Source organism: Massilia sp. UYP11 (assembly GCF_050434805.1).
In the GTDB taxonomy this organism is placed as follows: domain Bacteria; phylum Pseudomonadota; class Gammaproteobacteria; order Burkholderiales; family Burkholderiaceae_D; genus Telluria.
In genome coordinates this window covers 1-18,485 of record NZ_JBNDJE010000010.1, presented here as the reverse complement: position 1 = coordinate 18,485, position 18,485 = coordinate 1, and the positions used below count along the sequence as shown (strand labels likewise).

15 protein-coding genes are annotated in these 18,485 nt (G+C 67.4%); 5 read left to right on the top strand and 10 right to left on the bottom strand.

Annotation, left to right across the window (positions count from 1 at the left end; all coding sequences use genetic code 11):
• Positions 1-11 precede the first annotated feature (11 nt).
• Positions 12-953 (bottom strand): D-2-hydroxyacid dehydrogenase, encoded by a 942-nt coding sequence (locus tag ABIB38_RS14740; RefSeq protein ID WP_429204940.1) that lies wholly within the window; start codon positions 951-953, stop codon positions 12-14.
• A 156-nt stretch (positions 954-1,109) separates the two neighbouring features.
• The gene (locus ABIB38_RS14735; protein WP_429204939.1) at positions 1,110-1,400 is read right to left on the bottom strand and encodes a hypothetical protein; all 291 of its coding nucleotides are present in this window, start codon (positions 1,398-1,400) and stop codon (positions 1,110-1,112) included.
• 254 nt (positions 1,401-1,654) lie between these two features.
• On the opposite strand from ABIB38_RS14735, the gene ligD reads away from it, so the two are divergent.
• The gene (gene ligD / locus ABIB38_RS14730; RefSeq protein WP_429204938.1) at positions 1,655-4,249 is read left to right on the top strand and encodes a DNA ligase D; all 2,595 of its coding nucleotides are present in this window, start codon (positions 1,655-1,657) and stop codon (positions 4,247-4,249) included.
• 87 nt (positions 4,250-4,336) lie between these two features.
• On the opposite strand, the gene ABIB38_RS14725 is transcribed toward ligD, so the two are convergent.
• The 4 genes from ABIB38_RS14725 to ABIB38_RS14710 all read right to left on the bottom strand — a co-directional run bounded on the left by ABIB38_RS14725 (position 4,337) and on the right by ABIB38_RS14710 (position 8,285).
• Complete coding sequence (locus ABIB38_RS14725; protein WP_429204937.1) at positions 4,337-5,800, bottom strand: catalase; 1,464 nt, start codon at positions 5,798-5,800, stop codon at positions 4,337-4,339.
• 155 nt (positions 5,801-5,955) lie between these two features.
• The gene (locus ABIB38_RS14720) at positions 5,956-6,189 is read right to left on the bottom strand and encodes a hypothetical protein (RefSeq protein ID WP_429204936.1); all 234 of its coding nucleotides are present in this window, start codon (positions 6,187-6,189) and stop codon (positions 5,956-5,958) included.
• A 2-nt stretch (positions 6,190-6,191) separates the two neighbouring features.
• A complete protein-coding gene (locus ABIB38_RS14715; RefSeq protein WP_429204934.1) occupies positions 6,192-7,286 on the bottom strand; it encodes a Ku protein in 1,095 nt (364 codons plus the stop codon).
• 33 nt (positions 7,287-7,319) lie between these two features.
• Positions 7,320-8,285 (bottom strand): SDR family oxidoreductase, encoded by a 966-nt coding sequence (locus tag ABIB38_RS14710; protein WP_429204933.1) that lies wholly within the window; start codon positions 8,283-8,285, stop codon positions 7,320-7,322.
• A 166-nt stretch (positions 8,286-8,451) separates the two neighbouring features.
• Here ABIB38_RS14710 and ABIB38_RS14705 point away from each other — a divergent pair, with 166 nt between their 5' ends.
• Together ABIB38_RS14705 and ABIB38_RS14700 are read left to right on the top strand one after the other, a co-directional pair.
• Entirely contained in the window at positions 8,452-9,951 is a 1,500-nt protein-coding gene (locus ABIB38_RS14705) for a diguanylate cyclase (protein WP_429204931.1), read from the top strand.
• 94 nt (positions 9,952-10,045) lie between these two features.
• Positions 10,046-11,731 (top strand): SulP family inorganic anion transporter, encoded by a 1,686-nt coding sequence (locus ABIB38_RS14700; protein ID WP_429204930.1) that lies wholly within the window; start codon positions 10,046-10,048, stop codon positions 11,729-11,731.
• Between the two features lie 36 nt (positions 11,732-11,767).
• On the opposite strand, the gene ABIB38_RS14695 is transcribed toward ABIB38_RS14700, so the two are convergent.
• Positions 11,768-12,403: a 1-acyl-sn-glycerol-3-phosphate acyltransferase gene (locus tag ABIB38_RS14695; RefSeq protein ID WP_429204929.1), complete on the bottom strand. Its 636-nt coding sequence runs from the start codon at positions 12,401-12,403 to the stop codon at positions 11,768-11,770.
• A 204-nt stretch (positions 12,404-12,607) separates the two neighbouring features.
• Here ABIB38_RS14695 and arsC point away from each other — a divergent pair, with 204 nt between their 5' ends.
• Positions 12,608-12,955 carry an arsenate reductase (glutaredoxin) gene (gene arsC / locus ABIB38_RS14690; RefSeq protein ID WP_429204928.1) on the top strand — a complete coding sequence of 116 codons (348 nt, stop codon included), beginning with the start codon at positions 12,608-12,610 and terminating at the stop codon, positions 12,953-12,955.
• 30 nt (positions 12,956-12,985) lie between these two features.
• Here the strand turns inward: arsC and ABIB38_RS14685 are convergent, their stop codons facing one another.
• Complete coding sequence (locus tag ABIB38_RS14685; protein WP_429204927.1) at positions 12,986-14,233, bottom strand: DUF1565 domain-containing protein; 1,248 nt, start codon at positions 14,231-14,233, stop codon at positions 12,986-12,988.
• A 124-nt stretch (positions 14,234-14,357) separates the two neighbouring features.
• Positions 14,358-14,801 carry an acyl-CoA thioesterase gene (locus ABIB38_RS14680; RefSeq protein ID WP_429204926.1) on the bottom strand — a complete coding sequence of 148 codons (444 nt, stop codon included), beginning with the start codon at positions 14,799-14,801 and terminating at the stop codon, positions 14,358-14,360.
• 47 nt (positions 14,802-14,848) lie between these two features.
• Here ABIB38_RS14680 and ABIB38_RS14675 point away from each other — a divergent pair, with 47 nt between their 5' ends.
• Positions 14,849-15,322: a hypothetical protein gene (locus ABIB38_RS14675; RefSeq protein WP_429204925.1), complete on the top strand. Its 474-nt coding sequence runs from the start codon at positions 14,849-14,851 to the stop codon at positions 15,320-15,322.
• Between the two features lie 94 nt (positions 15,323-15,416).
• Here ABIB38_RS14675 and pepN read toward each other — a convergent pair whose 3' ends face one another.
• Complete coding sequence (pepN, locus tag ABIB38_RS14670) at positions 15,417-18,074, bottom strand: aminopeptidase N (protein ID WP_429204924.1); 2,658 nt, start codon at positions 18,072-18,074, stop codon at positions 15,417-15,419.
• Between the last annotated feature and the right edge of the window lie 411 nt (positions 18,075-18,485).

Below are 18,485 nucleotides of genomic sequence, written 5' to 3'. Positions count from 1 at the left end.
AGGGCCTGCGCTCAGGCCACGTTGCGTGGAGCGCCCGCGCGCCAGGCCTCGATGTTATCGACCAGCACGTCGGCCAGCGCCTGCATCGCGCCGGCGCTGGCCCAGGCCACGTGCGGGGTCAGGATGAAGTTCGGCAGGCGCATGCGCAGCAGGGGATTGGCGGACGCCGGCGGCTCCGTGCTCAGGACGTCGAAGCCGGCGCCAATGCGGCCTTCCATCAGTACGTTGGCCAGCGCCGCTTCGTCGACCAGGCCGCCGCGCGCGGTATTGATCAGAATCGCGCCCGGCTTCATCAGGCCCAGCTCGCGCCGGCCGATCAGGTCACGGGTCTGTTCGGTGAGCGGCAGGTGCAGGCTGACGATATCGGAGGTTGCCAGCAGCTCGTCCAGCGCCAGTTCGGTGACGTCCGGATCCTGGATCGGCGAGCGCGAGGTGGCGGCCACCCGCATGCCAAGGGCGCGCGCGATGCCGGCGACCCGCTTGCCGAGCGCGCCGTAGCCGACGATGCCCAGGCGGCTGCCGGCCAGGTCGCCGATCGGGTGGTCGAGCAGGCAGAAGCGGCTGGAGGTTTCCCATTTGCCGGCCTCGACGTCGAGGGCATAGGCGCGCAGGTTGCGGCGCAGCGCCAGCATCAGGGTGAAACAGTGCTCCGGCACCGAGACCAGCGCGTAGTCGCGGACGTTCGAGACCACGATGCCGCGCTCGCGGCAGGCGGCCAGGTCGACGTTGTCAAGGCCGGTGGCGGCGACGGCAACCAGCTTCAGGTCGGGCAGTTGCGCGATCGCCCCGGCGCGGAGCACCACCTTGTTGGTGATTGCGACGGTGGCGCCGGCCAGGCGTTCCACGACCTCGTCCGGGCTGGTGCCCGCGTGATCCTGCCAGGTATGCGCAAAGCCGGGAACGCGCACATTTGCTTGCAGGCTGTCGCGGTCAAGAAAGACGATACGGTCCATGATGTCCTTTCTGGCTATGGGCAAAGTCTTATTGTAGAGCAGGCATGGCAAAAGACAGGGAGGCCTGCCTTTTGCATGGGAGCGGCGTGCGGGACGCCGCGATATGGTGAGGCTCGAGCCGGCTTCTGGTGAGGGCCCTGAGCGAGGGAGCTACTACTAACGGGCGACGCTGTCGGCCTTCGCTTCAGCCTGGTCGGCCTTGGCTTCGGCCTTCTTCTCGGCTGCCTTCGCCTCGGCCTTGGCCACGTCGGCCTTTGCTTCGGCCTGGGCCTTCTCTACCTTCTCGTCGGCCTTGGCGACTTCTTTCGCATGCTTGGCGTCGGCCCTGGCCGCGTCTTTGGAGGCCTCGGTGGCGTGTGCGTCGGCATGGGGAGCGGTGGCAGGGGTCTGGGCGAACACGGAAGTAGCGAACAGACCAGCGATCAGGGTAGCGGCGATTTTGCTCATGGTGTCATTCCTTCATGGTAATTTGAAACCCGGTTGGTCTCGGGTGGGGCTCCGTGGAGTTCCTCGTGTTACTGGTTCCTCGTGTTACTGAGTCCTCGTGTTACTGAGCTGATAACGGGCCCCGATACGGCCCAGTTGACCCGTTTTACATCCGCTTACATTTGTCGTTTCGACCACGGTCAGCGTTCGCTGCCGTACAGTCTGGAGCGCGGGGCAGGAATAGGCTGTCGTCAATGGAATCCAGGAGTACCGCGATGCCGGACGCACTCAAAGTCTATCGAGCCAAGCGCAATTTCACGACCACGCCCGAGCCGGCCGAGGGCGGCACGCCCGGCATGGATGAATTGACATTCGTTATCCAGAAGCACTGGGCCAGCCGCCTGCACTACGATTTCCGGCTCGAGCTCGACGGCACGATGAAGAGCTGGGCGGTGCCGAAAGGCCCCAGCTACGATACGCACGACAAGCGCATGGCGGTGCAGGTCGAGGACCACCCGATCGCGTATGCCGATTTCGAAGGAACGATTCCGGCTAAGCAATATGGCGCCGGCAAAGTCATCATCTGGGACAAGGGGACCTGGGAGCCGCTGGAAGACCCGCACAAGGGCTTCGCCAAGGGCAGCATCAAGTTCGAGATGCACGGCCACAAGATGCGCGGCCGCTGGACGCTGGTGCGCATGAAGGGCCGCGGCGAGAAGCAGGAGCCGTGGCTCCTGATCAAGGAGAAGGACGAGTACGCACGCTCGTCCGAGGAATTCTCGCTGGTCGACGAGATGCCGGACAGCGTCAAGGATCTGCCGCTGCCGGCGCGGGTGCGGCGCAAGATCGACGCGCTGCGCACGGGCGAGGACGAAGCGCCGGCGCCGAAGAAGCGGGCGGCGGCGAAGAAGGCCGCGGCCAGGCCGACTGCCGCGGCGAAGAAGAAATCCGGCGCCAAACCCGGGGCCGCGCCGGCCTCGGACCGGGTCGCGTTGCCCGAGAAATTTTCTCCCGAGCTGGCCACGCTGGTGGATGCGCCCCCGCCCGACCCCGAAAACTGGGTGTTCGAGGTCAAGTTCGACGGTTACCGCATGCTGGCGCGCATCGAGAACGGCGCCGCGCGCCTGATCACGCGCAATGCGAATGACTGGACCGACAAGCTGTTGCCGCTCAAGGCCGAGCTGGAGCGCATGACACTGCCCGACGGCTGGTACGACGGCGAGATCGTGGTCCACGACGAGAACGGCAAGCCCGATTTCGGCAAGCTGCAGCAGGCCTTCGACGGCAGGCACGCCGAGCAGATCGAATTCTTCCTGTTCGACGTGCCGTACTTCGACGGCCACGACTTGCGCGAGCTGGCGCTGGTCGAGCGGCGCGGCTTGCTCGAAAAATTGCTGGCGAAAAAGAAGTCGGACCAGGTCCGCTTCTCGGCCGAGTTCGGCAGCAAGCCGGATGAGCTGGTGGCCGCCGCCTGCAAGATCGGCCTGGAAGGCGTGATCGGCAAGCGCCGCGATGCGCGCTACGTGTCGCGGCGATCGCCCGACTGGATCAAGCTCAAGTGCGGGTTGCGCCAGGAATTCGTGATCGGCGGCTTTACCGACCCCAAGGGCGCGCGTACCGGCATCGGTGCGCTGCTGCTTGGGACGTATGACGAGGAAGGGGTGCTGCGCTACGCAGGCAACGTCGGCTCGGGCTTCAATCATTCCTCGCTGGCCTCGATCGCCAGGCGGCTGGAGAAGCTGCGCAGCGACGAGAGTCCGTTCCCGCCGCGCGCCGTCCCCGGCCGCAAGCACCACTGGGTCAAGCCGGTGCTGGTGGCCGAGGTCAGCTTCTCCGAGTGGACCAGCGCCGGCGCCGTGCGCCACCCGGTATTCCAGGGCCTGCGCGAAGACAAGCCGGCCAGGGGCATTACACGTGAAAAGGCAAGACATATGGAAGCAGCATCCGCGACAGACGCTCCGGACCCTGTTTCGGCGCCGGACAGGCTGCCGGCGACGATGAAGATCACGAACGGCGAGCGCGTGATCGACAAGGAAAGCGGCGCGACCAAGCTCGACCTGATCCGCTACTACGCGCTGGTGGGCAAACTGATGATGGAACACCTGAAGGGGCGTCCGGTATCGCTGGTGCGCGCGCCCGAGGGCGTGGGCGGCGAGCTGTTTTTCCAGAAGCACGCCGACGTGCGCAAGATGCCGGGCCTGCGCCACCTGGACGCTGCGCTCGACCCCGACCATTCGCCGATGCTCGAAGTAGCGAGCGTGCAAGGAATCCTGTCGTCGGCGCAGTGGAACGTGATCGAGATTCACACGCAAAACGCGCTCAAGGGCAGCTACCAGAAGCCCAACCGCATGGTGTTCGACCTCGACCCGGGCGAGGGCGTCGCCTGGCCGGCGATGCAGGAGGCGGCCCAGCTGATGCATGCCTTCCTCGATGAATTGGGCTTGCCTGCCTTTCTCAAGACCAGCGGCGGCAAGGGGCTGCACGTGGTGGTGCCGATCAAGGGCGGCTATGACTGGGATACGGTGAAGGCGTTCTCGCAGGCGATCGTCGGCCATATGGCCGACACCTTGCCCGACCGCTTCGCCTTCAAGAGCGGCCCGAAGAACCGGGTCGGCAAGATCTTCATCGACTACCTGCGCAACGGGCAGGGCGCAACCACCGTCGCCGCCTGGTCGGCGCGGGTGCGGCCCGGACTCGGAATCTCGGTGCCGCTGCGGTGGGAAGAGCTGGCGGACCTGAAATCGAGCACGCAGTGGACCGTGGCCAACGTGCACACGCGGCTGGACGAGGGCAACGCGCCGTGGGAAGGCTACGCCAGGGCGGCGAAGACGCTCACCCGGGCCATGAAGGCGCTCGGATTCGAGCGCTGAACCAAAAAAAAGCCGCCACGCCGGCACTGGCGGTCCGGGTGGCGGGCAGGGTGGACGGCGTGGCCGTCCACGCGTTCAAAGCAGGCGCTAGTCGACGTTGCGTCCGAGCGCCTTGAGCGAAGCGCGCACGCCATTTCCGTAGTCCGGATCGGCCAGGTCGAAGTGGCGCAACTGGCGCTGCAGGATGGCCTCGTCCACCTGGCTCAGCGGGCCGGCCAGGTTGTCGCACAGGTTCTGGCGCGCCTGGGCGTCCATCAGGCGGAACAGGTTGCCGGCCTGCGTGTAATCGTCTTCCCGGCCGCGGAAATCGAAGCGGCCGGCATCGCCTTCCAGGGCCAGTTCGCGCTCGCCGTGACCCATGCCGGTGGCGCCGGCGCCCACGCTGCTGAGCCTGTGGTAGTTGTGCGCGGCGCCGCCGTTGGCGATCGCCATCGCACCGTCACGCTGGTGGTTGTGGACCGGGCAGCGCGGGGCGTTCACCGGCAGGTGCTGGTGGTTGGTGCCGACGCGGTACAGCTGGGCGTCGTGGTAGCCGAACAGGCGGCCCTGCAGCATCTTGTCGGGCGAGTAGCCCAGGCCCGGAACCACGTTGGCCGGCGAGAAGGCGGCCTGCTCGACCTCGGCGTGGTAGTTCTGCGGGTTGCGGTTCAGTTCCAGCACGCCGACCGGCTGCAGCGGGAAGTCGCCGTGCGGCCAGACCTTGGTCAGGTCGAACGGATTCCAGCCGGTGCGCGCGCTCCAGGCTTCCAGTTCCTGGATGGTCGCGACCTGAACCTGGACGTCCCAGCGCGGGAAGTCATTGGCGGCGATCGCATTGAACAGGTCGCGCTGGGCGTGATCCGGGTCGCTTCCGGCGATGCGGGTGGCGTCTGGCGCGCTCAGGTTCTTGATGCCCTGGCGGGTCTTGAAGTGCCACTTCACGTAGACGCGCTCGCCCTGGTCGTTGATCAGGCTAAAGGTGTGGCTGCCGAAACCGTCCATGTGGCGGTAGCCGTCCGGGGTGCCGCGATCCGAGAACAGGATCGTGACCTGGTGCAGGCTCTCCGGCGCGTTGCTCCAGAAATCGAACATCATATTGGCCGACTTCAGGTTCGTCTGCGGATCGCGCTTCTGCGTGTGGATGAAGTCCGGGAAGTTGATCGGGTCCTTGATGAAGAACACCGGCGTGTTGTTGCCGACCAGGTCCCAGTTGCCTTCCTCGGTATAAAAGCGCAGTGCGAAGCCGCGCGGATCGCGTTCGGTATCGGCGCTGCCTTTTTCGCCGCCGACGGTCGAGAAGCGCAGGAACACCGGGGTCTCTTTGCCGACGTGGGCGAACAGGTTCGCCTTGGTCAGCCTGGTGATGTCGTGGGTGACGGTGAAGCTGCCATAGGCGCCCGACCCCTTGGCGTGGACGACGCGCTCGGGGATGCGCTCACGGTTGAAGTGCTGCAGCTTTTCGATCAGGTGGAAATCCTGGAGCAGCAACGGGCCGCGCGGGCCGGCGCTCAGCGAGTTCTGGTTGTCGGCGACCGGGATGCCGGAGGCGGTGGTCAGGCGGGGTTGGCTCATGCTGATCTCCTCATTGCGTTGAATTTCAATGATATAGATTCTACAGAGCAATTTTGACTAGGAAAAGATAATTGATTTAATAGTTATGATAGTTTTTTATAATTCGGCAGGACGAACCACTGCCGGGAGGCGGCGCAGTGGCCGCCTCCCGGCATTCACTGGCCGTTCTTGTAGATGCCCCGGACATTCATCGCCATCAACGCCAGCTGCAACGTGATCAGGGCCCAGGCGCCGTCGTGCCAGCCCCAGGCGATCCACATCAGGTTACTGAGGATGAACATCCAGAACCCGAACACCCGGCGTTCGGCGCGCTTGGAGCCGATCAGGAAGGCGGCGTAGAGGCTGACCACCATGGCCGGCCACTGGAGGAGGTCGATCAGTTCCCCCATCCTCACGCCGCCTTCTTGCGCGCCGGCGCCCTGGCGGTCGCCTTGGCGGCGGCCTTGACCGGGGCCTTCTTGGCGGCGGCTTTCTTCGCCACGGGCTTGGCCGCGGTCTTGCTCGCCGTCGCCCGCGTCGACCTGGCCCCGCTCGCGCCCGCACGGCTGCCCGCATCGGCCGTCTTGCGTGCACGCGGCGCGGAGACCTCGTCGTCGTCGTCGTCCTCGTCGTCGGCAGGTTTTCTCGACTTGCGCGGTGGCGGATCGTCGTCATCGTCGTCGTCTTCCAGCGCCGCCAGCGCGGCCTTGGCCGGCTTCTTGCCCAGGCTGGCCTGGAGCAGGGCGACCAGGTCGATGACCTTGCCGCTCGTGCGTTTTTCCTTCTCGGGCTCGGGCTGGGTGATGGTCTTGGTCTGCTTGGCCTTGATCTTTTTCTTGACCAGGGCCAGGACGTCCTCGCGGTAGGTGTCGCGATACTGCTCCGGCTCCCAGTCCTCGCTCATGCCCTCGACCAGCGCCATCGCCATCTTGAGTTCCTTGACCGTGACGGCGGCGCTCTTCGAGGAGGGCGACGGGATCTTGAGTTCGCCCGCGTCGCGCATCTCGTCCGGATAGCGCAGCGTGTTGAGCACGATGGTGTCGCCCACGCACACCAGCGCCGCCAGGTGTTGCTTGACGCGGATGACGACGCGCGCGATGCCGATCTTGCCCGCCTCGCGCAGGGTCTCGCGCAGCAGGGCGTAGACCTTGGCGCCGCCCTTGCCCGGTGCGAGGTAGTACGGCTGGTCGTAGTAGATCAGCGGTACTTCCTCGGCATTGACGAAGGCCTGGATGTCGATGGTTTGCGTCGCCTCGGGGTTGGCGCGGCGCAGGTCTTCGTCGGACAGGACGACGTACTCGCCGTCTTCATATTCGTAGCCCTTGACGATGTCGTCCCACGCCACTTCCTTGCCGTTGCCTTTGTTGTAGCGCTTGAAACCGACCGGCGAAAAGTCGCGCCGGTCGAGCATGGTCAGATCCAGCCCCTTGCTGTCGACCGCGGCGTACATATCGACCGGGATGTGGACCAGCCCGAAACTGATCGCCCCTTTCCACATGCTGCGCATGGATACCCTCCTCGTCGTTTGCAAGCCGGCCGGTCAGCCGACCGAACCGGTAATCGGCAGCACGATGCCGGTGATGTAGCCCGAGCACACGGGCGAGGCCAGGAACACGTAGGCCGGCGACAGTTCTTCCGGCTGGGCCGGGCGCTTGTAGTCGGTGGCGGCGCCGAATTCCTTCAGCTGTTCGGGCGGCTGGTCGGCCGGGTTGAGCGGGGTCCAGACCGGGCCCGGCGCCACCGCATTGACGCGGATGCCCTGTTCGATCAGGCTCGAGGCGAGCGACATCGTGAAGGCGTGGATCGCGCCCTTGGTGGCCGAATAGTCGAGCAGCTTCTTCGATCCCTGGAGGCCCGTGACCGATCCGGTGTTGATGATCGCCGCGCCGCGTTTCAGATGCGGCAACGCCGCGCGCGCCATGTGGAAGTAGCCGTAGATATTGGTGCGGAAGGTCTCGTCGAGTCGCTCGTCGGTGATGTCGAGCAGCGAGTTCGCATGTTCCTGGAAGGCGGCGTTGTTCACCAGCACGTCCAGGCGGCCGAATTCGGCGACCACCTTTTCCACCGCCTCGTTGCAGAAGGCGGCGTCCTTGACGTCGCCCGGGATGGTCAGGCAGCGGCGGCCCTCGGCTTCGACGCAGCGCCTGGTTTCCTCGGCGTCCTCGTGTTCGTTCAGGTACATTACGGCCACGTCGGCGCCCTCGCGCGCGAACAGCACCGCGACCGCGCGGCCGATGCCGGAGTCGGCGCCGGTCACGATGGCGCTCATGCCTTCCAGCTTGCCGCTGCCCTTGTAGCCGTCGGCCATGAATTTCGGCTTGAGTTCCATCTGCGCCTCGATGCCGGGCTTGGCCAGGTGCTGCGCGGGCATCGGCGTGCCGGGCTGCGGGACGCCGGTCTGGACCGCCTCGTCATTGCCTTCGGCCTTCTGCATGCTGGCGTCGATCTGGTCCTGGCGGCTCTGGATTGCCTTCTGCTTGTTTGCCACGTCGTCCTGCTGTCCCATCGTGCTTCTCCCATGAATATGCGTTCGGTCTTCAGAGTATTGGACGCACGGCGCGGTGCGACGGTGCGGTTCCACACACAGCGGCGCGGTTATGGCACACTCGCTGGCAAAACACGCCCGCTCGCGGGGCGGATCGGTAATGCCTGGAAACGTCTGGAGGTTGGGAATGGGAGAAGAGGGCGCGCGCGCGCACGAGATGAACGTCGACTACAGCTGCCTGTTCGTGAACCCGGTAGGCCAGCGCCGCGCCGATTTCCAGAGCGCCTGCGCCGGGGTGTTCACGCAGCTGCGGGTGGCTTCCGGCGCCGACCAGGCACTCGGCCTGCTGGCGCGCGAACCGGCCGACCTCGTGGTGCTGGACCTCGAACGCTGCGAGCTGGGCATCGACCTGGCGAGCCTGGGCGCCCTGGTGGCCGGGCGCGCCGGCAAGCCGATCCTGGTCCTGTGCCCCTTCACCAATGCGCGCTGGCTGCCGGCGCTGATGGCCTTCGGTCCGATCGACTATGCGATCGGCCCGCTGCGCGCGCAGCAGACCCGCGCGCTGCTGGACGCGCGCCTGCGCGCCGGCTTTGCGCCTGCATCTGCGTCCGCATCTTCGCCGACAGTGACGAATGCCGCCGCCGAAGAGCTGCAAACGCTGCTCGCGCTGCGCGGCGCCAGCCAGGAAGCCCTCGACCACGCCGACGACAGCGTGAGCTTCGCCGAGCGCCTGTGCGCCGCCCTGGCGGACTGGCCGGGCCTGGTGCATGCGGCGCTGTTCCAGCATCGCGACGGCGACCTGCACCTGGAAGCCGAGCAGGGCGTGGCGGGCCTGCACCTGATGGCGCTGCTCGAGGTCGAGGGCCGCCTGCTGCAGTCGCCGCTGCGCCACGCCTTCCCCGGCCTGCTGGCCGCCGCCAGCGGCGAATTGACCCTGCTCGACGCGCCGGACAAGGCGGGCGAACCCGAACTGGCGGCCCGTCTGGAAGGCTTCGGCGTGCGCATGGTGGTCGGCCTGCCGATCCCGGGCCAGGGGCCGGGCGGCCCGCGCGGCTCGCTGTGCCTGATGTTCGACCATGCGCGCGCCTTCTCGCGCGTGCAGCTGCAGGCGCTGGACGACCTGGCCGCCCTGGCGTCGCATGGCCTGCGCATGGCGGAGGTCACGCGCGAGAACGAGGCCCTGCTGGCGCGCGTGACCCACCTGGCCACCACCGACGCGCTGACCGAGGTCGCCAACCGCCGCCACGGCGAGCACCTGCTCGAGCAGGAGATCAAGCGCGCGCGCCGCTACCGCCTGCCGCTGGCGCTGGTGAGCTTCGACATCGACCGCTTCAGCCAGGTCAACGACAGCTTCGGGCACCCGGTGGGCGACATGGTCCTGCGCACCGTGGCCGCCACCGCGCGCGCGCTGCTGCGCGCGAGCGACGTCCTGGTGCGCTCGGGCGGCGAGGAGTTCCTGGTGATCGCCCCACATACCAGTGCGATCGACGGCCTCAGGATTGCCGAGAAGCTGCGCGCCGCGATCGAGCAGGTCGAGATCCCGGGTTGCGACCACGTGACCATCAGCCTGGGCGTGGCGCAGTTGGGCGAGGGCGAGAGCGGCGACGCGCTGGCGGTGCGCGCCATTGCCGCGCTGGCGCGCGCCAAGCGGGCCGGCCGCAACTGCGTCGAACTGGCCATGCAGTAGCGGCTGTCCGGACCCCGGCGCCAGGGCAACTATGCTAGGCTGTCGTGTTTTCAATCAGGCAAGCCGGCGCGCACCGCTCCCCGGCCCTTAATCCATGCTTCAGTGGTTGCGCGAGTACCGGCGCGCCGCGCTGCCGGGCGACATCAGCGCCGGCATCGTGGTGGCGATGATGATGATCCCGCAGGGCATGGCCTATGCGCTGGTGGCCGGGCTGCCGCCCGTGGCCGGGATCTACGCCAGCATTTTCCCGCCGCTCTTGTACGCGCTGTTCGGCACCAGCAGCACCCAGTCGGTCGGGCCAATGGCCATCGTCTCGCTGATGACGGCGTCCGCGCTGGCGCCGCTGGCCACGCCCGGCACCGGCCTGTATGGCGTGCTGGCGGCCCAGCTGGCGTTGATGTCGGGCCTGGTCCTGCTGGCCTGCGGCCTGCTGCGCATCGGCTTTCTCGCCAATTTCTTTTCGCGGCCGGTGATGAGCGGCTTTACCATCGGCTCGGCGATCGTCATCGCCTGGGGCCAGCTGGGCGCCCTGCTCGGCGGTCCGATCGCGCAGGGCGCGACGCCGGATTGGCACGCGCGCTGGCCCAGCATCGCGTTGGGCCTCGGCTCCCTGGCCTTGCTGGTGATGGCGCGCGAATGGCTGGCGCCGCTGCTGCGCCGGCTGCGCGTCAAGCCCGTCGTGGCCGACATCGCGGCCAAGCTGGCGCCGATGGTCATCGTGCTCGGCGCCACCGCGCTGGTGCCGTTGCTGGAGCTGGGGCGCCTGGGCGTGGCCACCACCGGCGCGGTGCCGGCCGGCTTGCCGGGCCTGAACCTGGCCACCTCGAGCGGCCACTGGCAGGCCTTGCTGCAGCCGGCGCTCTTGACCGGCTTCATGGTGTTCCTGATCAGCATGTCCGGCGCGCAGGCGCTGGCGCTCAAGCGCGGCGGCGAAAAGCTGGACAGCAACCGCGAGCTGATTGGCCTCGGCGCGGCCAATGTCGGCAGCGCCCTCTCCGGCGGCTTTCCGGTCACCGGCAGCATTTCGCGCTCGGCGGTGAATTTCGCGGCCGGCGCCAACACCCAGCTGGCAAGCGTGATCACGGCCGGCCTGCTGGCGCTGGCGCTGGTGGCGCCCACCGGCTGGCTGGCGCTGCTGCCGCTGCCGACGCTGGCCGCGACCATCATCGTGGCGGTGCTGGGCATGCTCGACTGGTCGACCCTGGGCACCGCCTGGCGCTACGACCGCGCGGACGCGCTGGCGCTGCTGGCCACCGCCGGCGGCGTGCTGGTGCTGGGGGTGGAGGCGGGCGTGCTGGTGGGCGTGGCGCTGTCGATGGGCGCGCTGATCTGGCGCGCCAGCCGGCCGCACATCGCGGTGCTGGGCCGCATCCACGGCACCGAACACTTCCGCAACGTCGAACGGTATCCGGCCGAGACCACGCCCGGCCTGCTGATGCTGCGGATCGACGCCGGCCTGTTCTTCGGGAACGTGGACGCGGTAAACGAGCGCATCGACGAGGAGTTGGCGCAACGCGGCGGCACGCACCACCTGGTGCTGGTGCTGTCGGCGGTGAATGCGATCGACACCTCGGCCCTGTTCGGCCTGCTGGAATTGAACGCGTCGCTGCACCAGCGCGGCGTGATCCTGCACCTGGCCGAAGTCAAGGGACCGGTGATGGACCGGCTGCGCGACAGCGAACTGCTGGCCCAGCTCAGCGGGCAGCTGTTCCTGAGCGCGGCCAATGCCTGGGACAGGCTGGCGGGATCGACCGCCGCGGGACGTCCGGCGCCGGCCTAGCCGGGCCGGCGCCGGGCAGGGGAAGGCGCGGGCACATCAAGCGCGCGTGCGCCGGGCCGCGGCCTCGTCCTGGTCCCTGGTGGCGAGCACGATCGGGGCCGCGTTCTCGGGGTAGAGGGCGGTGACGTCGTGGTAGACGGCGCGGATCGCTTCCATGTCGCGCTCGATGTCGCCCGACAGTTCGAGCGTCTCGGTCACGCGCAGCTCCTTCTTTTTGTAGTTGAAGCTGACCAGCAGCAGCGGCACGTTGGCGGTGCGCGCCAGATGATAGAAGCCGCTTTTCCAGTGCGGGCGGTAGCCGCGCGTACCTTCCGGCGTGATGCCGACCCAGCACCATTTTTCGCTCAGCATCCGCTCGGCCAGCTGGCGCGTGGCGCCCATGGGCGCCCGGCGATCGACGGCGATCCCGCCCCAGTAGCGCATCAGGCGGCCCATCGCGCCGCGAAACAGCGAGTCCTTGGCCAGCCAGCGAAACGGCGTGTCGAGCGCCCACTTGGCCACCAGCCCGATCGGGAAGTCCCAGTTCGAGGTGTGCGGGTACACCACCGCGATGCCGTGTGGCCCGGGCAGCGGCTTGAAATACAGCTTCCAGCCGAACAGCTGCAGCACGCGCAGCGCGGTGCGCTGACGCAGGGTGGGCAGTGCCGCGGGACGCTGCAGGTAATCGCTCATCGGGTCTCCGGTTGGGCGTAATAGCATGTTGTTATGGGAACTTTGATGACGCTCGGCAAAATCCAAGCGTGGGATTCTAGCCGGAGCGAGGGAGGGGGACAAGCAAAAATGCTGGTGCCGGGTATGCGCTCTGGTTATCATGCCGCTGTTTGAACGACAAGCCGCTGTCGAGCCGCTGACAAGCCGACACCACACCTGATGACAATGGATATCACGATTTATCACAACCCGCGCTGCGGGACTTCGCGCAATACCCTGGCCGCCATCCGCGAGGCCGGCCACGAACCCGAGGTGGTCGACTACCTGGCCAATCCGCCGACCCGCGCGCAACTGGCGCACCTGATCGCGCACGCCGGGCTGCAGCCGCGCGATGCCGTGCGCCGCAAGGAGGCCCTGTACGCCGAGCTGGGTCTCGACCGGCCCGAGGTGACGGATGCGGCCCTGCTCGATGCGATGGCCGCGCATCCGATCCTGATCGAGCGGCCGTTCGTGGTCACGCCGAAGGGCGTGCGCCTGTGCCGGCCGTTCGCGCGGGTGCACGAAGTCCTGTAGGCGGCGCGCCGCCGCGCCGGCAGCTTGGCGCTAGGACGGCGGCGCCGCTGGCAGCGCCCCGATGTCGGTCTTGCGCATCGGCCGCGACCCGGTATTGCCGCTGCCGGGTGGCGCCGACTCGTGCGGCAAGCCCTGGCCGATCGCCGGCGAACCGGGACGCAGGCGGAAGTCCGGCGTGCCGCTGGCGCTGTATTCGACGAACTGGGGCGGCGCGCTGATGCTGCCCATATGCTCGCGGCCGGGTGACAGCTTCCAGTCGTCGACGGCGTTCTGATACACGAGGTTGTTGCGGAAGCTGTTGTGACGGCCGATCGCCCCTTGTTCGAGGATGCCGTGGTCGTTGTCGTAGACGATGTTGTTGCTGACGTGGGTGTGGTCGTTCGGCCCCTTGCTGTGATAGAAGTCGCCGCCGCCGACCACGATGCCGGTGCCGGACGCCGCCACGGTATTGCCGCGCACAGTCACGCGGTTGGCGTCGTGCCACAAATGGATGCCGGCGCCGGACACGCGGTAGACGACGTTGCCGCGCACGCTGGCCGTGGTGCTGATGTAGATGCCGTGCATGTAGCGGCAGCCGGGCGGACCGATGTCGTGCACGTGGTTGCCGGTCACGACCACGTCCACGCCCTTGTAGTAGCTGTCGATGCCGATGCCGGCGCCGCCCTTGGGCTCGCACGGCACGTCGTTGCCGATGTGGTGGATGCGGTTGCCGTGCACGCCGTTGTGCGAGCCGCCGTTGTAGATGCCGCTCAGCCATTTCATGCCGCTCTGGTACTGGGTGCCGTCGATCTCGAAGCCGATGATGTCGACGTAGTTGCCGCGGTTGTCCCAGGCCGCGCTCTGGCGCGCGTCGAGCGGCGGCACGATCTTGGCGCCCCAGCGCTCGGTGCTCTGGAAGATGATGCGCGCTTCGAGCGTGCCGTTGGTGGTGGTGCGCACGCCGCCCGAGTAGATGCCGGGCGCCACATGCACGGTCGTGCCCGGCGTGACCACCTGGGCTGCGCGCGCCAGGGTGCGGAAGGGTTCGGCGCGGGTGCCGGGATTGCTGTCCGACCCGTTGGGCGCCAGATAGAGATGGGTCCGCACCAGTTCGGGCACCACGAGTTCTTCATGGCCGCCGTCGCGCAGCCGGCAGCCGGCCAGCAATTGCCCCGCCATCAGCGGGCCCGCCAGCAGCCAGAACGCGCCCAGCTGCATGCGGCGGGGCACGGGCATGCGCATGTGCGGGTGCAGCGGCAGGCGAACGGCGGTCAAGACCTCGGGGAAAATCCGGCGCATTGCGTCCTCGTCATTGGAGCGGGTGACGCGACCAGTCTGAGGCTGCCCACCCGAGGGGGATGCCGGATCGATCAAACTCGTCCTTGAGCATGCGCAATGCGCCGCATGCTGGCAGACGCGGGAATTACACGGTCGGCGCCGCGACCAGCGCCGGCATATAGATGTCCAGGAACTCGGCCGGCATGCGGCGCGGGCGCCCGCTGGCGATGTCGATGCAGACCAGTTCCCAGCGTCCGCGCAGCACGGTGGCGCCGTCGCTGTCGCGCACCAGCTGGAAGCGGCGCTCCATCGTCAGCTTGCCGTCGCCGCCGACCAGCCAGGTGGCCAGGCGCAGCGCCTCGCCTTCCACCGTGGCCAACAGGTAGTCGTAGTCGCCGCGCCGGATCGCCATCGCGCGGTCGAGGCGCCGGTAGTCGTCCAGCGACAGGCCCAGCTTCTCCGAGTGGGCCCAGCCGGCCTGTTCGCACCAGCGCACGTAGACGGCGTTGTTGGTGTGGTTCAAGCCATCGATGTCGCCGGCCTGCGGCGCGACGGGCAGGATGAACGGTTGCGGATAATCCCAGTCCAAAGTGTTTCCTCTGCAAGCGCGGCCGGGGCCGCGGACCTGGGCATTATATGTTCACGATGATCCTGCTGCTGTACCTGCAACAGAACCTCGATGTCACGCTGGAGAGCAGCAGCCTGCGCGGCGAGTTCGCCAGCAGCGCCGCGTGCGAGGAGGCCGCCGTGCGCTTGCGCGGCGCGCTGCCCACGCCCGAAGGCCATGCGGCAGCCTGGCACGACGCGCTGTGCGTGCCGATCGCACGTGGGGTCAGGGTGCGCGCCAGCGCGCCGCCCGACCTGGGCGCGCTGCTGCGCGAAGGTCCGCCGCTGCAGAGCGCAGCCGACGGCGCGTGGCGCCGGGTGGCGGAGCTGTGCGGCCAATCGCGCACGGCAACGAGCGGCGCTCAGTCGCGCCTAAATTCGGCCCCTGATGGACAGGGTACGAGGCCGGCGAGCCCGCCGCCGCCGGTCTTGTCGAACAGGACGGCGCCTCCGCCCTCGGCGCCGAACATGCTGGGCCGCACGGCGCCGCCCGTGCGGCAGTAATACCTGCCGTTCTTGCGCAAGCGGTAGACGATGCCGCGAGCGGCCAGCCCGGCGTGCGGCGCGGCATCGCGCCCGCGTCCGCGCGCACGCGCGATCAGCTCTTCGGCGCGGTCATCGCCGCCTTGATCGCCACGCAGCGCTGCTCGTCCTGCAGGGTGTCGAGCAGCGAGCGGCGGGTGAACGCCGACAGGTCCTTCATCTGGTCGGCGGCGCGGCGCAGGCGCTGCACGCTGTGCGGCGTGCAGGCGGTCGGGATCATGGTGATCGCGTAGGCGCGCATGTAGACCGGGCCGGCCGCCTTGTCGAGCGCCGGCAGGCGCGCCAGGCGCGCATCGGCCTCGAGCTCGCTCAGCCGGCCCTGCTCGGCCGGGAACACGCTGCCCATCGCCGTGCGGATGCGCGAGAACGGCAGCGGCGACTTGAGGTCTTCGATGCGCCCGACCCACTCGGCCTTCACCTTCGGATCCGGACGCGACGCGGTGGCCGCCACCGCCGCCACCTGGCCGGCGTCGGACTTGTCGCGCGCGCTCTCCGCCGCGACCAGACCGTCGGCGCCGGCGTGGCCATAGCGGTTCAGGCGGGCGATGATCGACCAGCGCAGTTCCTGGGTAAGCTGCAGGCCGGCGGCATCGAGCTTGCCGTCGAGGATGCCGGCCAGGCGCCCCAGCGCCTCCGGGCTGGAGGCCACGTTCAGGTAGAGACTGAACCAGCGGCGCTGGACGTCGGCGTCGGCCTTGTGTGCCAGCACGCCGTCCCAGGCCATCTTTTCGAGCGCGGCGTAGGTCGCTTTCGCATACCCGTTGTCGAGGCGCATGGCGTCGAGGTAGGCCTTCGACTGGGCGACCTTGCCCAGCACGTCGCCGAGCAGGGTGTAGTCCTTTTCTTGCGGCGCATTGTTCAGGGCCACGTTGATGAAGTCGTTCAGCGGCAGCTGGGCGTCGCGCACGCTGTCCCACAGGCTTTGCCACAGCATCGCGCGCAGCAGCGGATCGTCGACCTGCGACAGCCTGGTGCGCGCGGTATCGAACGAGCGCTCATCCAGCTGGACCTTCGCATAGCCCCAGTCCTGGTAGTTCGGGTAGACCAGGTCCGGGCAGGCCGCGCCATCCATGTCCTCGACCGCGGTCCGGGCGCCCTTGTAGGTGACCGGCACGTTCTTGACGAGGGACAGCTTGCCGCCGTCGATCTTGAACGCCGCCACCTGCACGCGCTGTTCGCGCAGGGTCGGCAGATCCTTGCCCGGCGCGGTCTGGGTGAGGGTGAAGTCGCGGATCTTGCCGTTGCTGCAGCTGTAGTTGGCGGCGATCGTGTTCACGCCGGCGTGGTACAGCCACTCCCTGGTCCAGCCGGAGAGGTCGCGGCCGGCGGTCGTGGCCAGCGTATTGATGAAGTCATCGAGGGTGGCGTTCTGCCACGAATACTTGACCAGGTAGTTGTGCACGCCCTTGCGGAACACTTCCTCGCCCAGCAGGTGGCGCAGCTGCTTGAGGGCGGCGCCGCCTTTCGAATACGTGATGGCGTCGATATTGTCGAAGGCGTTGCTCGAGGACGGCACCGGCACCTCGATCGGGTGGGTGCTCGCGGTCTGGTCCTGGATGTAGGCGCGCTGCTTGCCGGTCTGGTAGAACTTCTGCCACGAATCCTTGAACTCGGTCGCTTCGGCGGTGGCCAGGATGCCCATGAAGGACGCGAAGCTCTCGTTGAGCCACAGGCCGTTCCACCATTTCATGGTGACCAGGTTGCCGAACCACTGGTGGGCCATCTCGTGCATGATCACTTCGGTCATCGACTGCTTCTGGTCGGCCGTCATATTGGCCATGCCAAAGCGCGCCTCGGCGAACGTGATGGCGCCGGCGTTTTCCATAGCGCCGTACAGGAAGTCGGGCACGATCAGCTGGTCGTATTTCTCGAACGGGTAGGGGATGCCGAAGTATGCTTCGAAGAAGGTCATGCCGGCCTTGGTCTGGCGGAACCAGTCGGCCGGGACCACCTGCTTGGCCAGCGACTGGCGCGCGAACAGGCGCATCGGGTACTTGCCGCTATTGTCTTCCCACACCTGGTAAGGGCCGGCATGCAGCGAGAAGTTGTACGGGCTCAGGCGCTTCGTCGGCTTGAAGGTCCAGCGGCGGTTGGCGCCGGCATCGGTGATCTTCGTTTCGCGGGTGGTGGTGACCACGTGCCAGTCCTTCGGCGCGGTGACGGTGACGGTGTAGCTGGCCTTCAGGTCGGGCTGGTCGAACAGCGGGAACATCTGCTGGGCGGCCACCGGCTCGAAGTGCGAATACGTATATACCCGGCCATCGGCCGGGTCGACCATGCGGTGCAGGCCTTCGCCATTGGTGCTGTGCAGGCGCTCGTAGGCGACGGTGACGCTGTTGCGGCCCTTGGCCAGGTGCGCCGGGTCGATGGTGATGAACCAGTTGTTGTAGCGCGCCTCTACCTGCTTGCCGTTGACGCTGACCGACTTCACGGTGGCCTTGTTCAGGTCGAGGGTGACGGCGGAATGCGTGTCCTTGAGGTCGAAGGTGACGGTCGTGGCGCCGGCGAAGGTTTCCTTGCCGGTCAGGGTAAAGTCCAGCACATAGTCCACGTTCGCGATGCGCGCGGAACGGGCAAACGCGTCGTCCTGCGACAGGAAGGCGGTTTCGGCGCGGGCCGGGGCTTGCTGGGCCGGCGCGGCGTGGACGGCGCCGCCGAAGATGCAGGCGGAAGCGATGGCGACGGCCATCGCGCGGTGTGCGGGAAAGTTCACTGAATATCCTCTCTCGGGTGGGCGCATCTGGGTGCGCGAAATGTCAATCGCGCAAGAATAGCACTTAGAGCCTATCCCGGTAGGTGGGAGTCGCTCCTGGCGCGCCTGACGGGCGTGCGCGGCGTTGCTTGTCGTTGCATGGCTCGCCATGCGGCCTCCTCGCGCCTTGCTCACGCCCGCCATGCATCACCCTGAGCTTCCCCCCACCTACCGGGATAGGCTCTAACATTCCACGCTGGACACCTGTTGGAGAGATTGCGTACTCGCGCCATGCAGATGCGAGACCGGCGTCAATACGCGAAAAAACGGGACCTTGTGAACTGACCCCCAAAAGTTGGACACAACTTTTGGGGGTTTTTCATGACCAAGTACGATGAGCAGTTCAAGCTCGCAGTCGTGCAAGAATATTTG